The organism is Phenylobacterium aquaticum (assembly GCF_022695515.1).
Classification (GTDB): domain Bacteria; phylum Pseudomonadota; class Alphaproteobacteria; order Caulobacterales; family Caulobacteraceae; genus Phenylobacterium; species Phenylobacterium aquaticum.
Genome location: NZ_JALDPT010000001.1, coordinates 352,519 through 375,430, shown reverse-complemented (window position 1 = coordinate 375,430; position 22,912 = coordinate 352,519). Strand labels below are relative to the sequence as shown.

The window sequence follows — 22,912 nt, the reverse complement described above, 5'->3', positions numbered from 1 at the left end:
GTCCTTGCGGCGGGCATGGTCGGGGCCCTGGCCCTGGGGGCCGCCACCTTCGTCTCCATGTCCCACCAGCGGACCGCACCCGCGACGCCGGCGGCCGCGGCTCCCGCCACACCGGTTCCCCTGGCGCGGGACGCCGATCGCCCGACGCCCCCGCCGGCGGCCGCCCCCGCGCCGACGCCGGGCGGCCAGCTCGATCCCAATCAGTCCCGCGCCCTGCCCATGGTGGTCGACAACACCGGCCTGGAGGCGGGATCGCCGCGACCCGCCGAGACCTCGCAGGCCGCGCCCGGCCAGGCCCAGGGCCTGAGCCAGGACGAGCAGTTCGCCGGACGGGTCGGGGCCGAAGCGCCCCCGGTCGCCCATGCGACCGCGCTCTCCGCCCCCTCCGATACGGTGGTGCAAGGCGCCCTGATCGCGGCCGTGCTGGAGACCGCGGTCAATTCCGACCTGCCCGGCTATGCGCGCGCCTTGGTCAGCCGCGACGTCCGCAGCTTCGACGGCGCCCGTGTCCTGATCCCCCGTGGCAGCCGGCTGGTCGGCCAGTACAAGAGCGGTGTGGCCACCGGCCAGTCGCGGGTCTTCATCATCTGGACCCGTCTGATCCGGCCGGACGGCGTCTCCATTCAGCTGGCCTCGCCGGCGATGGACGCGAACGGCGAGACCGGTGTCGCGGGGCGGGTGGATCGCCACTTCCTGCAACGGTTCGGCTCGGCCATGCTGCTGTCCGTGGTGGGCGGGGCGGCGCAGTCCCTGGGGGACTCCTCCTCGAACACCCTGGTGATCGGGACCTCCACCCAGGCCCAGAGCGCCGCGGCCCAGGCGGTGCAGACCGACGGTCGCATCGCCCCGACCGTCCGGGCGGCCCAGGGCGCGCCGATCCAGGTCTTCGTGGCCCGGGACCTGGTCTTCTAGCCGTGGCCGAGCCCGCCCCTCTCGAAGGCGTCTATCTGCGCGCCTATCTGCGGCCCTTCGCGACCTGGCTGGAGCAGCCGGGCGTGACGGAGATCCTGGTCAACCGCCCCGGCGAGGTCTGGATCGAATCGGCTGGCGAGCCCGTCATGCGTCGCCACGAGGCGCCCGAGGTCACGGACCTGCTGCTCGAGCGCCTGGCCGCCCAGGTCGCCCGCCTCTCCAGCCAGGGCGTCAATCGTGAGAACCCTCTGCTGGCCGCGAGCCTGCCCGACGGGGCCCGGATCCAGATGGTGGGGCCGCCGGCCACGCGCCGGCACTGGGCCATGGCCATACGCCGCCACGTCCTGACCGACCTGCCGCTCGAGGCCTATGATCACGGCCCTCTGGCGCCTGTCGAGGCGCTGGCCGGCCGGCTCGATCCGGACGCGGCCCGCGCCGACCCTGTTGACTTCCTGCGTCGGGCCGTCCTGGCGCGGCGCACGATCCTGATCTCCGGCGGCACCTCCTCGGGCAAGACCACCTTCCTGAACAGCCTCCTGAAGATTGTGCCGGACACCGAGCGGCTGGTCCTGGTCGAAGACACGCCGGAGGTGGCGGTTCGCCAGCCGAACGCCCTGGGTCTCGTCGCCGTGAAGGGCGAACTGGGAGAGGCCCGCATCGGAGTCGACGACCTGCTGCAGGCGGCCCTTCGCCTGCGGCCCGACCGCATCATCGTGGGCGAGATTCGCGACGCCGAAGCCGTGACCTTCCTGCGCGCCATCAATACGGGCCACCCGGGATCGCTCACCACGGTGCACGCCAATTCCCCCGAGGGCGCCCTGGAGCAGATCGTCCTGATGGTCCAACAAACGGGCCTGGGTCTGTCGCGTCGCGAGGTGCTGGACTATGTCGCCTCCCTGGTCGACGTGGTCGTCCAGCTCGGGCGCATCGGCGGACAGCGCCGAATCCTCGACCTGCGTGTGACTCAGTCCTAGCGACCCGGGGGCTTGCTCACGCAGCCTCCGCGGACACCGCCGCCCCATCGCAATCCGGAAAACGACCGCCCGACGCAGGGCTCTTGCCAAGCGTCGCGACAGCCTGTTATTCATATTGCGAATTAAAGTTCGCAATCCGAACAATACGATCTCTGGGGAGGAGACACAATGACAATTTCTGCAAGGGCGGCGTTTTGGGTCAGCGGCGCGAGCGCGCTCGCTCTCCTGTCCGGTGCGCAGGGCGCCGCGGCCCAAACGGCCGCAGCCAAGCCGGCGGTGACCACGGTCGACGAGGTCGTGGTGACCGGGACGCGGATCCAGAATTCCGGAATGACCTCGCCCACCCCGCTCACGGTGCTGGGGACCGAGCAGATCAAGCAGACGGCGCCCTCGTCGGCGGACGACATCCTGAACCAGCTTCCGGCCTTCCGGCCCTCGTCTGGGCCGAACCAGGTTCAGCGGAACGCCGGCTCCATCTCGACCGGCCAGAGCCTCGCCAACCTGCGCGGCCTGGGGTCGCAGCGGACCCTTCTGTTGATCGACGGCCAGCGGCCCGTGCCGACCAACTCCTCGGCGACGACCAGCACCAGCATCATCCCGCTCGAGCTGATCAAGCGCGTTGAGGTGGTCACGGGCGGGGCCTCCGCGGCCTACGGCTCGGACGCGGTCTCCGGCGTCGTGAATTTCGTGCTGAAGGATCGGATCGACCAGCTGCAGGGCGCGGTCTATGCCGGCCAGTCCTCGCAGGGCGACAACAAGGAGATCGGGGTCAGCCTCGCCGACGGCTTCCGCCTGCTCAACGACCGGCTCCAGGTCGTGGTCGGCGCCGACTACAACAAGAACGACGGCATCGGGAACATCTATACCCGCGACTGGGCCGCCGTTGAGCCTGGCAACTCCGGCACGCCGATCTCATTCGGCGCGACGCGCGCCGCCGGGACGCCGGCCTTCGGTTGGGCCGAGGGCGTCGAATATGCGACCCAGACGCCGGGCGGCGTGATCAATACGGCCAAGACCGCGACGGGCGCGACCTCGACGGTCTTGAACCAGCTCTCGTTCAACGCGGACGGCAGCACCACCAAGCTCGTGCGCGGGCCGGTGTTCGGCAATCTGATGATCAACTCGTCGAGCAACCACATCGCCACGCCCTTGGCCCAGTGGCAGCTCAAGCAGCCGCTCGAGCAGTTCTCGTCGATGGCCAAGGCCACCTACGACATCAACCAGGACACCACCGCCTTCTTCCAGGCGGGCTATGCGACCAGCAACGTCTTCACCAAGTCGCAATATCACCAGACGCCGACCGTCACGATCCTGGCCACCAACCCCTATCTGCCGGCCGCGATGAAGGCCCTTATGGCGGCCAACAACATCACCCAGTTCGACATGGGCCGGGTGGACACCGAATGGCTCGGGACCACGGGCGACAACACCTATGAGACGATCCAGGCCTCGGCCGGCCTGAAGGGCAAGGTGTTCCAGAAGTTCAACTGGAACCTCACCTATGGCTACGGCAAGTCGCTGATCGATTCCCAGGTCTATGGCACCCGCGAGGCCAATCTCGCCGCGGCCGAATACGCCGTCGTCGACGCCACCGGAAACATCGTCTGCGGCTCGCTCGCCACCAACCCCAACTTCGCCGCGAACCGGCTGACCAACACCATCACCGTCGCCAATGTGCAGCCGGGCTGCGTCCCGCTGAACCCGTTCGGGACAGGGGCCCCCTCGGCCGCCGCGCGGGCCTATGTGGCGGGCATCGAGTACACCAAGGACCAGATGCTCCGGCACGACCTGGCCTTCGACCTGAACGGCCAGTTGTTCGATCTGCCCGCGGGCCCGGTCTCCTTCGCCGCGGGCGCGGAATATCGCCGCGACAGCCTGAGGCAGACGGCCGACGCCCTTCAGCAGCAGGGCCTCTATTCCTCCGGCAACAACAAGTCCTATGGCGGCCGGGAGACGGTCAAGGAAGCCTATCTGGAGGTCGAGGTTCCGCTGCTGGCGGACCTGCCCCTGGTCCGTTCGCTGGGCCTGAACGGCGCCGTGCGCGCCACCGACTACAAGATCAGCGGTCAGGTCACGACCTGGAAAATCGGCGGAACCTATGAGCCGATCGAGGGTGTCCGCCTGCGGGCGACCCGCTCGCGCGACATTCGCGCGCCGTCCCTGTCGGACCTGTTCCTGGTCGGCGGCATCTCCGCGACGGGGTCCTTCGTCAATCCGTTCAACGGACAGTCGGCGCGCCTTCCCGTGCAGACGGTCGGTAATCCCGATCTGAAGGCGGAGGAAGCCGACACCTTCGCGGTCGGCGGGACCTTCCAGGGCCGGACCGGCTTCCTTCCCGGGGCCCGTCTGTCGGTCGACTACTACAAGATCAAGGTCAATGACGTGATCGCCTCGGTCTCGGCCACGGATATCCTGGCCCGCTGCTATCAGGGCGTTCAGAGCTATTGCTCCGCGATCCAGTTCGACAGCTCGAGCTTCGGCATCGCCAAGGTCTTCGTGCAGCCCTTCAACCAGTCGGTCCTGGAGACCGAAGGGGTCGACTACGAGGTCGGCTATCGGACCGATCTCAGCGCCCTGCACCTGCCGGGCTCGGTCGACATGACCGTCTTCGCGACCAATCTGCGACACCTGAAGACCACGGACCGGCCCGGCCCGAGCGGCGTGACCGTCGATAACGCGGGCGTCCAGGGCGGCTCGCCGAAATGGGTCGGATCGGCCTATTTCAACTACCGGCTGGATCCGTTCACCGTGGGCGTCCAGGTCCGCGCCTTCTCGGACATCCGCTATTCGGCGCTGTTCATCGGCCCCGGCGAGGCCGGCTATTCGCCGACCCTGTCCAACAGCATCAACAAGAACGTCTACCCGGCTCTGGCCTATGTGAACCTGAACGGGACCTACGACTTCAAGGTCGGCGAGCGCCGATACCAGGTCTTCGCCAACGCCAACAACCTGTTCGACACCAATCCGCCGGCCTATGCGATCGCGGCCATCAATCTGGGCGGCAATCCGTACGACTATGTCGGACGGACCTTCAAGCTCGGCCTGCGGTTCGGGTTCTAGGCCGCCATGTCCGGATCTCAGCTGATACACCGGTGGAGAGCGGGCGCGGCCCTGGTCGCCGTCGCCGTCCTTGCGACGGCGACGGTGGCCACGGCCCAGTCCGCCCTGGTGGACTACGAAACTTCCGCCAAGGCGGCCCAGGTGCAGCAGGCGGCGGCCTGGCGCCTGGCCTTCCGCCCGCCGATGTCGGTGCTGGCCCAGACCGTCAGCCAGCTGCGGGCCGCTCCGGGGGTCTCGCCTGAGGTCGCGGCCCAGGTCGATGCGCTCAGTCGGCAGGCGGAAGGGGAAAAGCCCCCTGAGGCGCGCCGGACCGTCTGGCGCGCCGTGGCCCTCCTGACCGGCCAGGCCTGGACGCCGGGACAGGAGCTCCTCGGCGCCTTGGCGCTTCGGTCGCCTGCCCCAGTCTGGACAGGGAAGGGCGATCCGCTGACCTTCGAGGCGGCCTATCCCGTCCCCGCGGCGGCGCGGGGCGCAACCTATGTGATCGATCTCTATTCCAGCGAGCCCACGACCTCCGCCACGCCGAAGCTCGGCGCCCGCATCCGGACCGTTGCGACCGGGCGGCTGGGCGCCCAGCCGCCGAAATCGATCCCGATCTCCCTGAAGGACGCTCCGGACGGCGCCTATCTGCTGGTGGCCACGATTTCCGCGGGGCCGAATACGACCGGCCGCCTGGTCCAGCCCATTTATCTGGTGCGCGATCTCGATCGGCGGGCCACGGCGCTGAAAGCCGACCTTGCGTCGATCAGCGGACATGAGCCGGCCAAGGCCATTGCGGAATATCCCTTCGCCCTGGCCAAGGCGCTCAACGCCGGCGCGCGTGAGATCGTGTCCTATGATTTCCCGGCCGCGATCAGCCGGTCCCAGAAGATCGTCGCTGACCTCAAGGCGGGGCGCGACGACGTCTGGCAGGCCAAGGGGCTGCAGAACCGCGCCTACCGGTTCGCCGAGACTGGCGAACTCGTGCCCTACCAGGTGTTCGCACCCAGCGCCTGGACCCCGGATCGCAAATGGCCGCTGGTGGTGGCGCTGCACGGCGCCAACCTCGATGAGACCAACATGCTGGGGCGCAATGACGCTCAAATGCAGAAGCTGGCGGATCGCCACGGCTTCGTCGTCGTCGCGCCGCTCGGCTACCGACTGAACAGCGCCTACGGCTCGCAGCGCGGCTTCAGCCGTGCGATCGCCGGCGACCAGGACGAACGCAAGCACCGCAGCGAGCTCGATGTGCTGCGGGTCACCGAGCTGGTGGAGGCGGAATACAATATCGATCCGCACCGCCGCTACCTGACCGGCAATTCCATGGGCGGCGGCGGCACATGGTGGATCGGCGGACAACATCCGGAGCTCTGGGCGGCGCTCGCGCCGGGCGCCTATGGCGGTGTCCTGCCCGAAGATGCGCCGGGGCTGGCCAAGACCCCCATCTTCGCCGTGGTCGGCGATCGCGACGAACTCGGCATGCTGGATCGGGTTCGCGCCTCCCTTGCGACCCTTCGCGCGGCCGGCGTCAGCCCGATCTATCTGGAAGTCTCAGGCGGAACCCACTCCAGCGCCTACGACCGGGCCCTGCCAGAGATTTTCAACTTCTTCGAAAACCACGCCAAATAGCGCCCCTGACACAGGAGAGGCTCCGACGCTCCCAGGGGGCGGACGGACATGAGGATCGAGGGCGACCATGGTGGATGAGAAGAACATTGTGAAATCGGTGGTGAAGGCCTTCTCGGTGCTTCAGGCCTTCGGACCGGATTCCTGCGAGATGGTGTTGGCCGACATCGCGCGGGCGGCCAAGCTCGACAACGCCACCGCCTTCCGGCTGCTGAACACCCTGGTCATGCTGGGCTATGTGGAGCGCATCCAGGACACCCGGCGCTTCCGCCTCACGTTCAAATGCCTGGAGCTCGGCTTCAACGCCATCGCCCGGTCCGACCTGCGAAGCCTGGGCCGACCCTTTCTGCGCGCGATCATCAGCGACCGGATCGAGGCGGCCTCCATCGGCGTGCTGGATGGCCACGAGGTGGTCTATATCGAGCGGATCCAGGCCGGCCTCGAGCGGTTGGCGGTCGATATCCGGGTGGGCAACCGGGTCCCCGCCTTCTCCTCCGCCATCGGCCGGGCGATCCTGTCGCGCATGCCGCCCGAGGCGCAGCGCGCCATTCTGGAATCCGCGCCGCCCCGCCGCCTGACCGATCGGACCATCGTCGACGTCGATGAGATCCTGGCCAAGACCGCGCATGCGGCCAATGTCGGCTACGCGATTTCCGACCAGGAGACAGTGACCGGCCTGAGGGTCATCGCGGCGCCGATCACCGATGTCGACGGCGTGCCGATCGCCGCCATCAGCGCCGCCGCGCCCGCCTTCGGACGCACCCTTGAAGAGTTCATCGACGAAGCGGCCCCGCTCACCTGCGACGCGGCCGCCCGTCTCTCCGAGGCGCTCCGCGCCGCGGGCGGCATGGCCGCGCACCGATCTATCACCTGAACCCCCGTTAGGAGTCCTCACCCGTGCCCCACTCGCTCGACCTCAAGGGTCTGATCCCTGCGATCGCCGTTCCCTTCAACGACGACTTCAGCATCGACGCCCCTGGCCTGACGCGGTTCGCGCGCTGGCTGGCCTCGCAGCGGGGCATCAAGGCCCTGATGACCAACGGGCACACCGGCGAGGTCTTCTCCCTGACGCCGGCCGAACGGGTGGAGGTGTCGCGGATCACCGTTGAGGCTGTTGATGGCCGCGTGCCGGTCATCTCTTCGATCGTCTGCGAAGGGATCACCGACGCCGTCGAGCAGGCCCTGCTCGCCAAGCAGGCGGGCGTGTCGGCGCTCGACATCATGCCGCCGCACCACTGGCTTCGCTTCGGGTTCCGGCCCCAGCACGTGCTCGACTATTTCAATGCGATCGGCGAGGCGTCCCGGCTCCCGCTTGTGGTCCACGTCTATCCGGCCTGGACCCGGTCCTCCTTCTCCTCGGAACTGTTGGCGGAGCTCGCGCGGCTGGACCACGTCCACGCCTTCAAGATCGGCACCCGCGAGATGAACAAGTACGCCCGCGACCTGAAGGCGATCCGCGCGGTCGCGCCGGACAAGGCGCTGCTGACCTGCCACGACGAGTACCTCCTGGCGTCCCTGGTCCAGGGCGTCGATGGCGCGCTCGTCGGATTCGCCTCCCTGATCCCGAACCTGATCCAGGACCTGCTCGACGCCGTGGCCCGGGGCGACCTGGCCGAGGCGATGAGGCTGCAGGGCATGATCGATCCGCTGAAGGAGGCCGTCTATGGGGCCGGCGAGCCAACGGGCGAGGCCCACGCCTGCATGAAGGCGGCCATGGCCGCCGCCGGCATTCTCGATCGCGGGACGGTGCGGCCGCCGACCATCGCCCCCTCGCCGGACGAACTGGCTCGGATCCAGGCTGCGGTGGTGAGCGCCGGTCTCACCCAGCGCAGCGCGGCCTGAGCCCATGCCCGCCCCAAGGACCGAACCCCGCACGGCCGTGGTCACCGGCGCCCGCTCGGGCATCGGCGCGGCGATCGCGCGTCGGCTGGTCGGAGCGGGCTGGTCGGTCATCGGTCTGGACCTGGCCGTCTCGTCGGACCCCTTGCCGGGGCTTGACGAGCGGGTCCTGGATCTGACGGACGCCGGCCAGATCCAGGCCTTCACCCGCAGCCTCCCGCCCGTCGACGCGCTGATCCACGCGGCGGGATTCATGCGGACCGGCGATCTCGTCGCCCTCGACCCCGCCGACGGCGAGGCCATGTGGGCGGTGCATGTTCGCGCTCTGGTGCTGCTGGCCCAGGGCCTGGTCCCGGCCATGTCCGCGGGCGGCCGGCTCGTGGCGATCGGCAGTCGCACCAGCTCGGGGGCTGCGGGCAAGAGCCAGTATGCGGCCTGCAAGGCGGCTGTCACCGCCCTGGTCCGCTCCTGGGCCATAGAGCTCGCCCCCCGCGGGATCACGGCCAATGTCATAGCGCCGGCGGCCACCGCCACCGCCATGCTGGCTGACCCCACCCGCACGGTCGCGCCAGTGGTCCCGCCGATCGGGCGCTACATCGCGCCCGAGGAGATCGCCGCCTACGCCGAGTTCCTGCTGTCGCCGGAAGCCGGGGCGATCACCGGCCAGGAACTGCTCATCTGCGGCGGCGCCTCCCTGTGACGGCCGCCGTCTTCGAGACCTCAAAGGATAACCTGTGACCTCTCCTCGCATCATCGACATCGTCGAAGTGACGAAGCCGATCTCGTCTCCCATCCGCAACGCCTATATCGACTTCTCCAAAATGACCGCGAGCCTTGTGGCGGTGGTCACCAATGTGGTGCGCGATGGCCGCCGGGTGGTGGGCTACGGCTTCAACTCGAACGGCCGCTACGGCCAGGGCGGTCTGATCCGCGAGCGCTTCGCCGACCGCATTCGCGAGGCCGATCCGGCAAGCCTGCTCGACGACACCGGCGAGAACCTGGATCCGCATCGGATCTGGAAAGCCCTGATGACCAACGAGAAGCCGGGCGGCCACGGCGAGCGTTCGGTCGCGGTCGGCACCATCGACATGGCGGTCTGGGACGCGGTGGCCAAGATCGCCGGCAAGCCCCTGTTCCGGCTGCTGGCCGAGCGGGCTGGGCGCGAGGCCAATCCCGAGGTCTTCGTCTACGCGCCGGCGGCTACTATTATCCGGGCAAGGACGATACCGCCCTGCGCGCCGAGATGCGCGGCTATATCGACCGCGGCTACAATGTCGTGAAGATGAAGATCGGCGGCGAGAGTCTCGCCATCGACGCCCGGCGCATTGAATCGGTCCTGGCCGAGATCGGCGCCGACGCTCAGCTGGCCGTGGACGCCAACGGCCGCTTCGACACCCTGACCGCCATCGAATACGCCAAGGTCCTGCGCGACTATCCGCTGTTCTGGTACGAGGAGGCGGGCGATCCCCTCGACTATCACCTGCAGTCGGTGCTGGCGGAATTCTACCCCGGTGCCATGGCGACCGGCGAGAACCTGTTCAGCCATCAGGACGCCCGAAACCTGATCCGCTACGGCGGCATGCGACCCGACCGCGACTGGCTGCAGTTCGACTGCGCCCTGTCCTACGGCCTGGTCGAGTACATGCGGACGCTGGAGGTGCTGGAGAACGCCGGGTGGTCGGCGTCACGGTGCATTCCCCATGGCGGGCATCAGATGTCCCTCAACATCGCCGCCGGCCTCGGGCTGGGCGGCAATGAGAGCTACCCGGACCTCTTCCAACCCTATGGCGGCTTCCCGGACGGGGTGAAGGTCGAGGCCGGTCGCATCCGCATGCCGGACCTGCCGGGCATCGGTTTCGAGGGCAAGACGGACCTGATCCGCGTCATGCGCGACCTGGCCGAATAACCAACAAGACGAGGGCGCGACGCGGCGACGCGTCGACGACCCCAGGGAGGTTTCATGGATCCGGGCTTGGCGCGCGACGTGACGATCATCGGATCGGTCGCCCTCTACATCCTGCTGACCAGCATCTTGGCGATCGTCCTGCGCAGCCGAACCAACGCGCAGTTCATGGTCGGCTCGCGCGCCTTGCCCGCCGTGGTGATCGCGGTCCTGCTGATGAGCGAATTCATCGGGGCGAAGTCCACCGTGGGGACGGCGCAGGAGGCCTTCGAAAAGGGCGTCGCAGCCGGCTGGTCCGTGCTCGCCGCCTCTGTCGGCTTCCTGCTGCTGGGGCTGTTCTTCGCCCGTCAGATCTACAATTCGAACCAGCACACCATCTCGGGCCTGATCGAGCAGAGGTTCGGCAATGGGACCCGCATCGTGGTGTCGATCATCATGATCTACGCCCTGCTGCTCGTGAACGTGGGTAACTATCTCAGCGGCGCCGCGGTGATCAGCAGCGCCCTGCACCTCAACCTCACCGTCTCGGCCTTCGTCATCGCCGCCTTCAGCGCGGTCTATTACGTCTTCGGCGGCCTGAAGAGCATCGCCTATGTCACGGTGCTGCACAGCCTGATCAAGCTCGCCGGGATCGCCATCCTGGTCGCCGTCGCCGCGCATCTGACCGGCGGCCTGCAGCCCATGACCCAAGCCTTGCCGGCCCACTACTTCACCATCGACGGCGCCGTGGGCGGGCCGACCATCTTCGCCTGGATCGTGGGCACGGTCGGGGCGATCTTCTCGACCCAGTACATCGTGCAGGCGATCGCCTCCAATCGTGACGCCGCCGCCGCCCGGACCTCGGTGCTCCTGTCTGCGCTGTTCTGCCTGCCGCTGGGTTTCGCGCTCGCCTTCATCGGCGTCGCCGCCCGCTACCTCTTCCCCCAGATGGACAGCCTGTTCGCCCTGCCGGTGTTCATCTCCAAGATGGGCGCGCCCCTCGCGGCGGTGGTGACGGTGTCGCTGGTCGCCTCGGTGCTGGTCAGCGTCAGCACCGTGGCGCTGGCCACCACGGCGCTCGTCATGCGCGACTTCTATGCGCCCTGGCGCAAGCCCGGTCCGGAGCAGGAATTGACGGCGACCCGCTATGTGGCGCTGGCGGTGGGACTGGCCCCGCTGCTGTTCGTCTTCTTCGCGCCGCACATCCTGCAACTCTCGTTCTTCACCCGCGCCCTGCGGCTGTCGATCGCCATCGTCGCCCTGATCGGCGTCTTCCTTCCGCTGGTGGGGTCTCCCAGGTCAGCCGTGACCGCCTTGATCGCCAGCGGGGTTGCGACCACCGCCTGGTATCTGCTCGGCAATCCCTTTGGCGTCGACAACATCTATGTCGCCGCGATCGTGCCCTTCGTCATTCTCGGCGCGGACCGCGTGCTCCGCGGCAGGTCGCAAGCCCAATCCGTTGAACAGCAGGAGGTCGGCCGATGAGCCGCGCAACCCGTCATGGCCTGCGGCGGCTCGCCGTCGCCCTTCTGTCCGCCGTCGCAGGCCTCGGCGTCCCGGCGGCCTTCGCCGGCCAGCCCGTCGAGGTCAGCCCTGCGGGAACGACCTCGATCCCGGCCATCGAAGTCCCGAGCAGCGGTCTGATGAGCCCGGAAGGCAATGCGTCGCGCGTGGAGCACATCCTGACGGAACGGTCCTTGAAGGGACGCTCGATCGCGGACCTGAACGCCGCGCTGTTCGGACCGCGGCTGGAGCGCACCAAGGCGGCCTACGCCGTGACGGTCACACCGGCTACGGTCGGCGGCGTGCCGGTCCTGATCTACGAGCCGCGCGCTGGCGTGGCCAAGGCCAATCGCGGAAAGCTGCTCATCAATCTCCACGGCGGCGGCTTCGTCGGATGCTTCGTCGAGTGTGGGGGGCTGGAATCCATACCGATCGCCGCCCTGACCGGTCTGCGGGTGATCAGCGTCGACTATCGATTGGCGCCGGCCGCGCAATATCCGGCCGCGTCCGAAGATGTGGCCGCGGTCTACCGGACGATCCTCAAGACCATTCCGGCCAGGCGCATCGGCATGTTCGGCTGTTCGGCGGGAGGGCTGTTGACGGCGCAGTCCCTGGCCTGGTTCCAACACCACGGCCTGCCCAGGCCGGCCGCGGCGGGCGTCTTCTGCGCCGGCGGCGACCCGACCATGCCCGGCGATTCCCGCATCATCGGCATGCTGCTCGGCGACGGCGAGGCGCCCAGCCCGCCGCCGCAACCGGGGACCGCCGAACCGCCGGCGCTGGGCTATATGCGCGGCGCCCCGCCGTCGGATCCCGCCGCTTTCCCGGCGGCGGATCGCGCCACGCTGGCGGCCTTTCCTCCCACCCTCATCGTCACCGGAACCCGGGATTTCGCCATGAGCAGCGCGGTCAATCTCCACAGTCGGCTGGTCGCCCAGGGCGTCGACGCGCGGCTGCATGTGTGGGAGGCGGCCGCCACGCCTTCTTCTATGATGAGCGACTGCCGGAAGCGCGCGAGGTCTACCGCGTCGTCGCGGACTTCTTCACCGCCCGTCTGAAATGAGGATCGATCTCGGGGATCAGCGCCCCGTGATCCCCTGAGCTCGCAGCCACAGCGCGAGCTGGTCGAACCAAGCGTCGCTTGTGGCGCCGGTGGGATGGGATGCGAAGCCGTGCCCCCCGGCGCTGTAGAGATGAAACTCCACCGGGCTGCCCGAGGCCCGCCAGCCGGTGATCAGACCCAGGTCCTGCTTGTTGAAGAAACGGTCGTCGGCCGCGATGGCGGAGAATAGGGGCGGGGGATTTGGCGGGGGGCTCCCGGCGGTCGGCCCGTAGATCAGGCCCACGAAATCCGGTCGCGCGTCGGGGAGGTTCGCCTGCACCGCCGCCAGGGACGTGACCGCGCCCGCCGAGAAGCCCAGGAGACCCACCCGCTTGGGGTCGACCCGCCAGTCCTTGGCGTGGGCCCGGACCAGGCGGATCGCCGCCTGGGTGTCGGCCACGGCGAAGGTGAGCGGGTCGATCTTGCTTTGGATCGGCGCGCCCCTCTGGAAGCGATCGGCCAGCAGCCGGTGGAACCCCTCGAAGCTGTCGGGCGCCGGCGCGGTGCGATATTTGAGGATGAAGACCCGGACGCCGAGGCCGTTCAGGCGCTGGGCGACATCGTAGCCCTCGTTGTCGATCGCCAGATAGAGGAACCCGCCGCCGGGGACCAGGATCACGGCGGGCCCGTCCGCCACCGGCGCTCGGGGCCCCGCCACGGGGATCAGCACGGGCTCGGTGACATTGTAGGCCATCCGCTGGTCGAAGGTCTGCTGGGCCCAGGCCTCGTGCGCGGGATTCACCTGGGCCGCCGTCACGGGCAGGGCCATGCCCGCGGGCTCAATGGGCCTCGGGATCGCCTTCACCTCGTTGACCCATTCGCCGGCGGCATGGGCGACGCCGGTCGGTCCGACAAGATTAGCCGCGACGCCCGCGATCGCGGCGATCAGCGTTCCGACTGTGATTTTTCGCATGGAAATCCTTCCTCGGCGCCGGCTGAACGCTAACGCACTAGACCTTCGCCCAGAGCTCCCTGAGCTTGTGCGCGGCAAGCTTGGGGCGGCGGTCGCGAGTGAAGACGCCTTTCTGGTTCAGGGAGCCCACCCGCATGATCCCCTGGGCGGTCTTGAAGTCCGCGAAGGCCCATGGGTGAGCGCCCACGATGTAGGGGTGTTTGCGCAGCGTCCGCCAATAGGCCTCGATCAGTTGCGCCTGATAGTCCTCGCTCCACATCTCGGCGGGCTGGGCGTGGACCCCGGCCACGGCGTCAGCGCCAAACTCGGTGAAGATCACCGGCTTGTCCCCGTGGCGGGCGCGAAGGGCGAGGATCTCCTTTTCCAGGGTGGCGGTGGCCACGTCGATCTGGCCGGAAATGGCGTACCATCCGTTGTAGGAATTGGTGCAGATCACATCGCCCTGGCCCACCCAGTCGGCGGGGCCGTTCTGGACGCTCACCAGGGCGATGGGACGGCTCTTGTCCAGGGTGCGGGCGTGGGCGAACAGCCGCTCGAAAAACCGCGTCCCCGCTTCCACCGCGCCAGGCGGCACGTCATTGACCGTATGGAAGGGCTTGGGGATCGGCTCATTGGCCAGGGACCACATGATGACGCACGGATGGTTTTTGTCGCGATGGACCAATTCCGACGTGGCCTGGGACAGCTGACGAAGGCGCGCCTCGATGATCTCCGGGGGATCCATGAACACGAGGCTGACGCCGGGGGTCTCGGCGATCACCAGGAAGCCGTACTCGTCGGCCAGCATCAGCGACTCTTCCGAATAGGGATAGTGCGAGGTCCGGAAGCTGTTGGCGCCGATCCATTTGAGGAGCTCGTAGTCGCGAACCAGCACGGGCAGGTCCAGGCCCTTGCCATGGATCGGGAAGTCCTCGTGCTTGCCGAAGCCGGTGAGGAAGATGGGCTTGCCGTTCAGCAGGATCTCGCTGCCCTTCACCTCGATCGTCCGCACCCCGATCTTCAGGGCGTATTCGTCGCCGCCCGCCTCGCCGCCCAGCTTGATGGTGAGGCGATAGAGGAAGGGATCGTCAGGCGACCAGGCGCGCACGCCGGGCAGTTTCAGTTGGCCTGAGCCGGCGCCGTCCTTGACGCTGATGCTGACGGACACGGGCTTCGGCCCGCCGGACAGGGTGAGGGTCGCGGCGCCGGACCAGCCCCCGCTCACCGCGACGGCGACCCCGACCAGTCCCGCGCCACCGGACAGGCCGGTCGTGACCGTGACATCCTGGAGGTGGGCGTCCGGGGTCGTGAACAGGACGACCGGGCGATGCAGCCCGCAATAGGGGAAGAAGTCGTAGGCGGTCTGGGGGAAGTCCACCTGGTACATGCGGGCCGAGCGCATGTCGGGGACCGACGGCACCCGGTCCAGCAGGGGCTTGTTCTCGACGCTGACGCTGAGCCGGTTCGGCTGGCCCTCGTGCGCCAGGCCGGTGACGTCGAAGGCGAACGGCAGGTGGCCCCCCATATGCTCGCCCAGATATTCGCCGTTCAGCCAGACCCTGGCGTGATAGACAGCGGAGCCGAAGCGCAGGTGCAGGCGGCGGCCCCTCCAGCCTGAATCCAGCTGGAATTCGGTCTCGTACCAGGCGGTCCCGAAGTAGTCCCGGGCGTCATCGAAGAGGTCGTTCCAGCTGCAGGGCACCGGGATCGGCCGGGGTGCGGGCAGGCCCGAGACAAACCACTTCTGGCTTTCGCCCTGGTCCGCCGGGTCCATCTGGAAGCGCCATAGCCCCGAGAGGTCCCGGACAGAGCGCGTGCGGCTTTCATGGGGATAGAGCAGGGTCGAGGGGCCGCGGGCGAGGCCGCCCGGATGCGGGCCGGCCATGGCCGGGGCCGCGGCCGCCGCGGTGACGGAGGCCGCCAGGCCAAATGCGCCGACCGCCTGCCGGCGGGTCATGGCCCGGGTCGGGGTGCGGGGGGTGTCTTCGGCCATGCTGTCTCTCCCTGTGAGCCGCCGCCCTTTTGTGGGCGGTCGGCGAAAACGGGCTCTAGCCCGAGGCGCCGTAGCGTTTGCGTTCGGCGGCGATGCGCGCGCGGGCCTGTTCCAGCTCCTGCACCTCGGTGGCGGCCAGCAGCGAGTCGAGCACGCGGGTCAGGTGGTCGCGCATGGCGCGGCGGGCGGCCTCCGGCGAACGACGGCGCAGCGCCTCCAGCACGACGGCGTGCTCGTCGATCCGCGGGATCACGCCGGCGGCGTGGGCCTTGGCGCTGAGCAACTGGGTCTGGGGTGAACGGGCGCGGGCGTCCCACAGGGTTTCGACCGCATTGATCATGGCGCTGTTGCGGGTGGCGGTGGCGATCAGCATGTGGAAGCGCCGGTCGGCGTCCTCCGACATCAGGATGTCGCGGTTGTTCTCGGCCTGCATCTCGTCGACCAGACCCTGCAATTCGTCGAGCTGCTCGTCGGTGATCAGCAGGGCGGCGATGGCGCAGGCCTCGCCCTCGATGGCGCGCCGGGCTTCCAGAAGTTCAAACGGGCCCACATCCATCTCGCCGGCCTGGCCGCCGCGGGGGAGGCGGGCCGTGACATAGACGCCGGAGCCCAGCCGCACCTCCACAAGCCCGTCCAGCTCGAGGGCGATGATCGCCTCGCGGATGGTGGGTCGGGAGACGGCGTAGGCCTGGGCCAGGTCGCGCTCGGACGGCAGTCGGCGACCCACGGCGTATTCGCCCTCGGCGATCTGACGGGAGAGGTCCCGGGCGACCCGTTCGTACAATCGTCCGGTTTCGGTCTTGGCGATCATCATCTCAATCCATATCTGGTCAGGCCAATTTGGACAAGCCGAAGCAGAGGCCCCCGTTGGAGAATGTCGGGCATTGACGCTCCGGGCCAGCGTGACCTGACCAAATTTCCTCTTCGGATCGCTTTCGCCCGCATCGAGGTCGAGCCGGGCGGCGGTATCGGGCGCGCGACACCGCAGAATGGGGGCTCGCGCGGTAACCTTTACAATTCTGCCATGCCAGTCATTGCTAGTGGCCTTACCAATATGGTAGGACCGATTTGAATGGGCGGTTAAACGGCCTGTCGCGAAATTAGGGGAGAGACCATGAGGCATCTGTTTTCCAATGCGTCCTTGCCGGCCTGGCTGCTGGCCGGGGTGATGGCGTCTTTGGCCGCGGGCGCGGCCCATGCCGCCGACACCCAGGTGGAGGAGGTGGTCGTCACCGCCCAGAAGCGCGCTGAGAACGTCCAGGACGTGCCTCAGGCCGTTCAGGTGGTCACCGCGAACCAGCTGGCCGCCGCCGGCGTGCGCGAGTTCACCGACCTGAGCAAGCTGGCCCCATCCCTGGTGGTCCGTCCGGCGGAGCAACCGGTGAACTCCTCGGTCTCCATCCGCGGCATCGGCACCTTCGCCTTCTCCATCGGCGTCGAGCCCAGCGTGGCCATCCAGGTGGACGATGTGCCGGTGGCGTTCCAGGCGCGGGCCTTCACCGACCTGTCCGACATCGAGCGCGTGGAAGTGCTGCGCGGCCCGCAGAGCACCCTCTATGGCAAGTCCGCCTCGGCGGGCCTGATCAATGTGGTCACCCGCGGCCCGACGCCGGAACTGAGCGGCGGCTTCAATGTGCTGGCCACCACCGATGACGAGTACGGCGCCGGCGGCACCCTGTCGGGGCCGATCACCGACAAGCTCGCCTACCGGCTGAGCGCCAATTACGACAAGTTCGAGGGCAATGTCCGCAACGTCTCAAACGGCAAGAAGGCCGGCGGGCGGGACACGGCCTCCGTGCATGGCAAGCTGGCCTGGACGCCCCTGGACACGGTCAAGGTCACCCTCGGCTGGAACTATGTGAATGGCGGCACCACGGTCGGCCGGCCCTTCATCGCCCTTTCGCCCACGGCCTATCTGCGCGGGAACACGGCCCTGCCGCCCTCGGTCTTCGAGGCCGGCATCGCGGTCGGACCCGAGAACACCAAGTTCGCCAACAACTTCGCGGCGCGCACGGACTATGACGACAACAGCCAGTCGCTGAAGGTGGAGTGGGACCTTGGTCCTGCGACCCTCGTCGCGGTGACCGGCAACGACAATTACAAGGTCACCGATCTGCTGGACGTGGACGAGACCGCCGTGACCGCGATCGACAACCGTCAGATCGGCTATTTCAAATCCGGCCAGCTGACCCAGGAGGTTCGGCTCGTCTCCAACGGCGAGGGGCCCCTGCGCTACACGGTCGGCGCCTTCTACGCCGACGTCGACTTCGTGCGGAACTTCTACCGCGGGCCCTTCTTCTCGCTGGCTCGCTGGTACGCCACGTCCGGCTCGAAGCAGGAGGCCGCGTTCGGCCAATTGGACTGGGAGGTGATCCCGGGCACGACCCTGACTGGCGGCGCGCGTTATCAGCACGAGACGATCGACTACACCTTCCTCGATATCCAGAACGGCTCGGCCTATTTCCACGGCGGCGCCAAGGACAATTTCTGGACCTACCACGCCGCCCTGAACCACAAGTTCACCGACGACCTGATGGCCTATGTCTCCTACTCCACGGGTCACAAGGGCCAGACCTACGACCTGACCACGGGCTTCAACTCCAATCGCGCCCTGGCCGGTCCGATCCGCCCGGAGACCTCCAAGAGCTGGGAAGTCGGCACGCGCGCCCAGTTCCTCGAGCACCGTCTGACGGTCAACGCCACGGCCTTCAAGACCAACTACGAGGACTTCCAGGCCCAGGGGATCGAGACCCTCCCGGACGGCAGCACCAACTTCCGCCTGACCAATGTCGGCAAGCTGCGGACCCAGGGGATCGAGGTCGATTCCTCGGCGCGGCTGGGCGACGACTGGCGACTGTCGGCCTCTGCGGCTTATGTGGACGCCAAGATCACCAGCTTCCCGGTGGCCCAGTGCTATCCCCTGCAGACGGCCGCCCAGGGCTGTGTCGGCAGCCCGGGCCGTCAGAACCTGGCCGGCAAGCGCCCGGCTCAGGCGCCCAAGCTCAAGCTGTCGGCGGACCTGAACTATTCCCATCCCATCCAGGGCACCAATTTGGACGGGGTGGCCTCGGCGACCTACGCCTATCAGAGTAAGGTCAACTACGCGCTCAACCAGGACCCGCAGACCATCCAGAAGGGCTATGGGATCTTGAACCTCACCGTCGGCGTGAAGAATCCCACCCGGCACTATGAGGTGATGGCGTTCGTGAACAACGCCCTCAACGAGCACTACTACGCCAACATCTTCGACCAGGCCGGCACCTACAACAACCAGCTGGCCACCCAGGTGATCCTGCCGCGCGACTTCAAGCGCTTCGCCGGCATTCGCGCGGCCTATTCCTTCTAGTCCGCACGATCCGCCGCCGGCGCGCTCGTTTCCCCTGAGCGCACCGGCGGCGACTCCCTGTTCGATATCGATAAACTCAGAACCGAGCCGCGGCCCCGGCGCAGGAGAGGCCGCTCAGACCTCAAGGTCGAGGCAGCGCCATGCCGCCATCGCCCGCTCGCCCACGATCCGGCCGCCGGTCGCAGTGATCGGGCGGCCGTCATCCTGAGGGAGCAAAAGGGCGACGGGCCCCTTGGGCGGGCGCTGGCCGCTCGCCCGGACCTCGATGTCCAGTCGGTCCGGCGACGCGCCGACGGACAGGGCCCAGCGTCCATGGTCGCCCCTCCGCCAGGCTTCGGTCTCACCGTCATCCTCGAAACAGGCCGCGGTGAACGCGCCGTCCAGAGGGGCGAAGATCGCGAAGCCCCGGGCGTCGGCGCGGCGGTCGAAGCGTTGCGCGGCGACGTTCATCGGAACGGCCGAACCGTCCCGCACCAGCAAGGGCGGGCGGCCCCAGGGGGCGGGCAGGGTGAGGGGCTCGCCGCCGGAAAAGCGGCGGCCCGTCCAGAAATCCCGCCAGTCGGCGCCGGCCGGGGGACGGACCCGCCGCTCGGTCTGGCCGGGGGCGACGACCGTGGCGACCAGCAGGCTCGGCCCCAGCATCAGATCGTCCGTCTCGGCCAGGCAGCCCGGGTCGTCGGGGAAGTCGTGGAAGGTCGGCCGGATGATCGGCGCGAAGGCGTCATGATGGCGCCAGGTCAGGTCGTAGAGATATGGCGTCAGCTGGTAGCGCAGCCGGATCAGATCGCGCACCGTGGCCGTGACCTCGGGATGCATCCACGGCTCGTTGGCGCTGCCGTCGTCGTTCCAGGAATGGATGCTGAAGCGGGGCATGAACACGCCCGCCTCCACCCAGCGGACGAACAGCTCCGGATCGGGCTTGGGGCCGGAGAACCCGCCAATGTCGTGGCCGGAATTCGACACCCCGCTCAAGGCCAGGCCCAGGCCCATGCGGATATTGTACTGCAAGCTTTCCCAGGCCGTCGCGTTGTCGCCCGACCAGGTCTGCACATAGCGCTGCATGCCCGCCGCCCCGGCGCGGGAGACCAAGAACGGGCGTCGATCCGGCGCGTGGGCGGTCTGGGCCTGCCGCGAGGCGCGCAGCATCAGCAGGGTCTGCAGGGGCTTGGTCTCCACCGCCGGCGCCGCGCGCCGAACATGTGGGCCAGGGCGTCCGGCGAGGTGACCTCGAACTCGTTGTTGTCGTTCCAGGTGGCGTCGATCCCGACCCCCAGCAGGTCGGCGGTGACATGGGCGCGCCACCAGGCCTGGGTCTCAGGATTGGTGAAGTCGAGATAGGCGCCGACCCCGTCCCAGAACTGGCACCAGGCCGGCTCGCCCTGGCCGTCGACGATCAGCAGGCCGCGGGCCAGGGCCTCGTCGAAGAGGGGGTGGTCATCCAGCAGACAGGGCTTGATGTTGGCGCACAGACGGACGCCGGCCTCGTGGTAGCTGCGGGCGAAGCCGGCCGGGTCCGGAAACTTCTCCAGGTTCCAGTGGAACACATAGCGGCGGGGGCCGATCGAGGTGTAGCCGCTCGACAGGTGGAAGCTGTCGCAGAGGATGTCGTGCTCGCGGCACTTGGCGATGAACTCCGCCATCCGGGCCTGGGCGTCCGGCGCGTCGGTATAGCTCATGGTCGAGCCGGAATAGCCCAGCGCCCAGCGGGGCATCAGGGCGGGTCGACCGGTCAGCCAGGTGAAGCGGCGGGTGACATCGGCCACCTTCGGGCCGGCGATCACGTAGTAGTCGAGGTCGCCGCTCTCGGCGGCGAAACCCCGATAGAGGCCGTGATAGTTGCTGCGCTCCGCGCCGAAGTCGAAGCTGCAGTCGGCATAGGTGTCGTAGAACAGGCCGAACGCCAGGCCCGTTCCCTCATGGTGCGTGATGTAGAACGGGATGTGCTTGTAGAGCGGGTCCGACCCGCGGGCGTCGTAGCCCATGGCGTCGACATTCCCCATCCGGAAGCGGCGCCCGGCACGGTCCATGGCGCCGGACTTCTCACCCAGGCCAAAATAGCGTTCGGCAGGATCGCGCTGGAGATAGTGGCGGACCTGGTCGCCCCACCATCCGAGATTATAGGCCTGGGTGGGGCGGTCGCGGGCGATGGGGGTCCAGCCGCCGGCGCCGTCGGCCATGTCCCAGGTGAAGAACAGGCCCTTGAGGCGCACCGTGAGGCGCAGGCGCGACGTCGTGATCACCAACTTGGCGGCGTCGCCGGCGTCCAGGTCGAAGTCCGGGCAGGAAAATCCCTCCAGAGCCCCGCGATCGCGCCCCGCGTCGGGGACATCTTCCGCGCCGGGGGCGACCGCCCAGGTCCTCTGGGCCGGCAGGCGCCCGCCCGGTCGGTGCAGGACATGGATGATGTCCGGCTCAAGCACGGACACCTCGACGGTGAAGCCCGCCTCGTCGGCGACGAGCGTCACTCGCGCGCCCTCGCGTCCGGCCAGGCGGAACAGGGGCGGGTTGGCGATCGAGGGTCTCATGCCAGCGCCGCCCTTTGGGCGTCAGACCGGATGGGGCGCATGAGGGCGAAGAGGACGATGGCGGCCACGATGTCGAACACCGCCAGCAGGCCGAACAGCGGCCCAAACCCCACGGTCCCGACCAGGGCGCCGACCAGCAGGGTGAAGCTGAGGCCGCCGGTCCATCCCACCATGCCCACCAGGCCGTTGGCGCGAGCCACGGCGGCCTGGGGGAAGACATCGGTGGTCAGGGTGTTGATCATCACCGACAGCATCTGGTGGGCGAAGCCGCCGATGCAGAAGAGCGCGATGGCGGCGACGGGCCCGGCCACCAGACCGACGCAGCCGGGGCCGATCATCATCAGGCCGCCCAAGGCCACGCCGCTGGCCCGGGACGTGAGCAGGCCCATGTTGAATCGCTTCATCAGGAACGGAGAGAGGTATCCGCCCAGGATGCCGCCGGCGTCGGACGCCAGAAAGGGCAGCCAGGCGAAGGCGGCGATGGATTTCAGATCCATGCCCCGCTCCCGCGCCAGATAGAGCGGGATCCAGAAGCTGAAGGTCTGCCAGGCCGGCTCGGACAGGAAACGGGCGATGGCCAGGGCCCAGAAGTTGCGCTGGCGCAGCAACATGGGGATCGGGACCGGCGGCTCCGCCGCCGCGGTCGGCGGCACGGGGGCCAGGGCCTTCTGGTCGTCGCTCAGGGCCCTGTGGCGGGCGGGGCTGTCATAGAGGACAAACCAGGCCGCCGCCCAGACGAGGCCCAGACCGCCGGTGACCACAAAGGCCGCGCGCCAGCCGTAGGTGAGAGACAGCCATATCACCAGGGGCGGGGCGATCAGGGCGCCCAGCGAGGTGCCCGCGTTGAAATAGCCCACCGCCACCGACCGGTCCTTGGCGGGAAACCATTCACTGACCGCCTTGACGCCGGCGGGGATGGCGGCGGATTCGCTGACCCCCAGCAGGCCCCGGAAGAAGGCCAGGGACAACCAGCCGCCGGCCAGGCCGTGCGCCATATTGGCCAGAGACCAGGCCACGGCGAACAGGGCGAAGGCCACCTTCAGGCCGAGCGAGTCGATGATCGCGCCGCAGATGGGCTGCATCACCGTGTAGGCCAGCTGGAACGATGCCACGACGTAGGAATACTGCTGGGTGGTGAAGCCCAGATCCTTGGTCAGAGTGGGCGCCAGCACCCCCAGCGAGTTGCGGGCCAGATAGTTGAGCATCGTGCCCATGCAGACCAGGGCGATGATCCACCAGCGCAGGCGCCTCAAAGGCATCATGGGTTGGACTCCGCCGG

General features: G+C 68.3%; 18 protein-coding genes. 12 read left to right on the top strand and 6 right to left on the bottom strand.

The window, feature by feature from the left end:
• Positions 1–15 precede the first annotated feature (15 nt).
• The 11 genes from MQH10_RS01720 to MQH10_RS01675 all read left to right on the top strand — a co-directional run bounded on the left by MQH10_RS01720 (position 16) and on the right by MQH10_RS01675 (position 12,833).
• Positions 16–912 carry a TrbI/VirB10 family protein gene (locus MQH10_RS01720; protein ID WP_242562342.1) on the top strand — a complete coding sequence of 299 codons (897 nt, stop codon included), beginning with the start codon at positions 16–18 and terminating at the stop codon, positions 910–912.
• A gap of 2 nt (positions 913–914) precedes the next feature.
• Positions 915–1,886 carry a P-type DNA transfer ATPase VirB11 gene (gene virB11 / locus MQH10_RS01715; protein ID WP_242562341.1) on the top strand — a complete coding sequence of 324 codons (972 nt, stop codon included), beginning with the start codon at positions 915–917 and terminating at the stop codon, positions 1,884–1,886.
• A 276-nt stretch (positions 1,887–2,162) separates the two neighbouring features.
• Positions 2,163–4,946 carry a TonB-dependent receptor plug domain-containing protein gene (locus tag MQH10_RS01710; RefSeq protein WP_242562340.1) on the top strand — a complete coding sequence of 928 codons (2,784 nt, stop codon included), beginning with the start codon at positions 2,163–2,165 and terminating at the stop codon, positions 4,944–4,946.
• Positions 4,947–4,952: 6 nt separating this feature from the next.
• Positions 4,953–6,554 carry a carboxylesterase family protein gene (locus tag MQH10_RS01705; RefSeq protein WP_242562339.1) on the top strand — a complete coding sequence of 534 codons (1,602 nt, stop codon included), beginning with the start codon at positions 4,953–4,955 and terminating at the stop codon, positions 6,552–6,554.
• 67 nt (positions 6,555–6,621) lie between these two features.
• Positions 6,622–7,425 (top strand): IclR family transcriptional regulator, encoded by an 804-nt coding sequence (locus MQH10_RS01700; protein ID WP_242562338.1) that lies wholly within the window; start codon positions 6,622–6,624, stop codon positions 7,423–7,425.
• A 23-nt stretch (positions 7,426–7,448) separates the two neighbouring features.
• Positions 7,449–8,393 (top strand): dihydrodipicolinate synthase family protein, encoded by a 945-nt coding sequence (locus MQH10_RS01695; protein WP_242562337.1) that lies wholly within the window; start codon positions 7,449–7,451, stop codon positions 8,391–8,393.
• A 4-nt stretch (positions 8,394–8,397) separates the two neighbouring features.
• Positions 8,398–9,090, top strand: coding sequence for an SDR family NAD(P)-dependent oxidoreductase (locus tag MQH10_RS01690; RefSeq protein ID WP_242562336.1), 693 nt, complete (start codon positions 8,398–8,400; stop codon positions 9,088–9,090).
• 34 nt (positions 9,091–9,124) lie between these two features.
• Positions 9,125–9,670 (top strand): enolase-like domain-containing protein, encoded by a 546-nt coding sequence (locus MQH10_RS26255; protein ID WP_336605023.1) that lies wholly within the window; start codon positions 9,125–9,127, stop codon positions 9,668–9,670.
• Positions 9,634–10,296 (top strand): enolase C-terminal domain-like protein, encoded by a 663-nt coding sequence (locus tag MQH10_RS26250; RefSeq protein WP_272886632.1) that lies wholly within the window; start codon positions 9,634–9,636, stop codon positions 10,294–10,296. Before MQH10_RS26255 ends, MQH10_RS26250 begins: the two co-directional genes overlap by 37 nt.
• 54 nt (positions 10,297–10,350) lie before the next feature.
• Positions 10,351–11,757, top strand: coding sequence for a sodium:solute symporter family protein (locus tag MQH10_RS01680; protein WP_242562335.1), 1,407 nt, complete (start codon positions 10,351–10,353; stop codon positions 11,755–11,757).
• The gene (locus tag MQH10_RS01675) at positions 11,754–12,833 is read left to right on the top strand and encodes an alpha/beta hydrolase fold domain-containing protein (RefSeq protein ID WP_242562334.1); all 1,080 of its coding nucleotides are present in this window, start codon (positions 11,754–11,756) and stop codon (positions 12,831–12,833) included. The genes MQH10_RS01680 and MQH10_RS01675 overlap by 4 nt, the downstream gene beginning before the upstream one ends.
• A gap of 21 nt (positions 12,834–12,854) precedes the next feature.
• On the opposite strand, the gene MQH10_RS01670 is transcribed toward MQH10_RS01675, so the two are convergent.
• The 3 genes from MQH10_RS01670 to MQH10_RS01660 are packed head-to-tail and all read right to left on the bottom strand — an operon-like array spanning position 12,855 to position 16,573.
• Positions 12,855–13,790 carry an alpha/beta hydrolase gene (locus MQH10_RS01670; RefSeq protein ID WP_242562333.1) on the bottom strand — a complete coding sequence of 312 codons (936 nt, stop codon included), beginning with the start codon at positions 13,788–13,790 and terminating at the stop codon, positions 12,855–12,857.
• Positions 13,791–13,827: 37 nt separating this feature from the next.
• Positions 13,828–15,762 (bottom strand): beta-glucuronidase, encoded by a 1,935-nt coding sequence (gene uidA / locus MQH10_RS01665; protein ID WP_242562332.1) that lies wholly within the window; start codon positions 15,760–15,762, stop codon positions 13,828–13,830.
• Between the two features lie 55 nt (positions 15,763–15,817).
• Positions 15,818–16,573 (bottom strand): FadR/GntR family transcriptional regulator, encoded by a 756-nt coding sequence (locus MQH10_RS01660; RefSeq protein WP_419720744.1) that lies wholly within the window; start codon positions 16,571–16,573, stop codon positions 15,818–15,820.
• Between the two features lie 303 nt (positions 16,574–16,876).
• Between MQH10_RS01660 and MQH10_RS01655 the strand changes: the two genes are divergently transcribed.
• The gene (locus tag MQH10_RS01655) at positions 16,877–19,108 is read left to right on the top strand and encodes a TonB-dependent receptor (protein ID WP_242562330.1); all 2,232 of its coding nucleotides are present in this window, start codon (positions 16,877–16,879) and stop codon (positions 19,106–19,108) included.
• A 114-nt stretch (positions 19,109–19,222) separates the two neighbouring features.
• Here MQH10_RS01655 and MQH10_RS26245 read toward each other — a convergent pair whose 3' ends face one another.
• From MQH10_RS26245 to MQH10_RS01645, 3 genes are read right to left on the bottom strand one after another with little or no spacing between them, the layout of a single operon-like run.
• Positions 19,223–20,284, bottom strand: coding sequence for a glycoside hydrolase family 31 protein (locus MQH10_RS26245; RefSeq protein WP_336605022.1), 1,062 nt, complete (start codon positions 20,282–20,284; stop codon positions 19,223–19,225).
• A complete protein-coding gene (locus MQH10_RS26240; RefSeq protein ID WP_272886631.1) occupies positions 20,254–21,633 on the bottom strand; it encodes a TIM-barrel domain-containing protein in 1,380 nt (459 codons plus the stop codon). The genes MQH10_RS26245 and MQH10_RS26240 overlap by 31 nt, the downstream gene beginning before the upstream one ends.
• Entirely contained in the window at positions 21,630–22,895 is a 1,266-nt protein-coding gene (locus MQH10_RS01645; RefSeq protein WP_242562329.1) for an MFS transporter, read from the bottom strand. Before MQH10_RS01645 ends, MQH10_RS26240 begins: the two co-directional genes overlap by 4 nt.
• Positions 22,896–22,912 lie beyond the last annotated feature (17 nt).

What these genes read in the sequence shown, in the direction of transcription:
- MQH10_RS01680 (WP_242562335.1), top strand. Translation starts at nt 10,351, where the DNA reads ATGGATCCGGGCTTGGCGCGCGACGTGACGATCATCGGATCGGTCGCC.
- MQH10_RS01670 (WP_242562333.1), bottom strand. Translation starts at nt 13,790, where the DNA reads ATGCGAAAAATCACAGTCGGAACGCTGATCGCCGCGATCGCGGGCGTC.
- MQH10_RS26240 (WP_272886631.1), bottom strand. Translation starts at nt 21,633, where the DNA reads ATGAGACCCTCGATCGCCAACCCGCCCCTGTTCCGCCTGGCCGGACGC.
- MQH10_RS01660 (WP_419720744.1), bottom strand. Translation starts at nt 16,573, where the DNA reads ATGATCGCCAAGACCGAAACCGGACGATTGTACGAACGGGTCGCCCGG.
- MQH10_RS01720 (WP_242562342.1), top strand. Translation starts at nt 16, where the DNA reads ATGGTCGGGGCCCTGGCCCTGGGGGCCGCCACCTTCGTCTCCATGTCC.
- MQH10_RS01645 (WP_242562329.1), bottom strand. Translation starts at nt 22,895, where the DNA reads ATGATGCCTTTGAGGCGCCTGCGCTGGTGGATCATCGCCCTGGTCTGC.
- MQH10_RS01690 (WP_242562336.1), top strand. Translation starts at nt 8,398, where the DNA reads ATGCCCGCCCCAAGGACCGAACCCCGCACGGCCGTGGTCACCGGCGCC.
- MQH10_RS01675 (WP_242562334.1), top strand. Translation starts at nt 11,754, where the DNA reads ATGAGCCGCGCAACCCGTCATGGCCTGCGGCGGCTCGCCGTCGCCCTT.
- MQH10_RS01700 (WP_242562338.1), top strand. Translation starts at nt 6,622, where the DNA reads ATGGTGGATGAGAAGAACATTGTGAAATCGGTGGTGAAGGCCTTCTCG.
- MQH10_RS01705 (WP_242562339.1), top strand. Translation starts at nt 4,953, where the DNA reads ATGTCCGGATCTCAGCTGATACACCGGTGGAGAGCGGGCGCGGCCCTG.
- uidA (WP_242562332.1), bottom strand. Translation starts at nt 15,762, where the DNA reads ATGGCCGAAGACACCCCCCGCACCCCGACCCGGGCCATGACCCGCCGG.
- MQH10_RS01655 (WP_242562330.1), top strand. Translation starts at nt 16,877, where the DNA reads ATGAGGCATCTGTTTTCCAATGCGTCCTTGCCGGCCTGGCTGCTGGCC.
- MQH10_RS26250 (WP_272886632.1), top strand. Translation starts at nt 9,634, where the DNA reads ATGCGCGGCTATATCGACCGCGGCTACAATGTCGTGAAGATGAAGATC.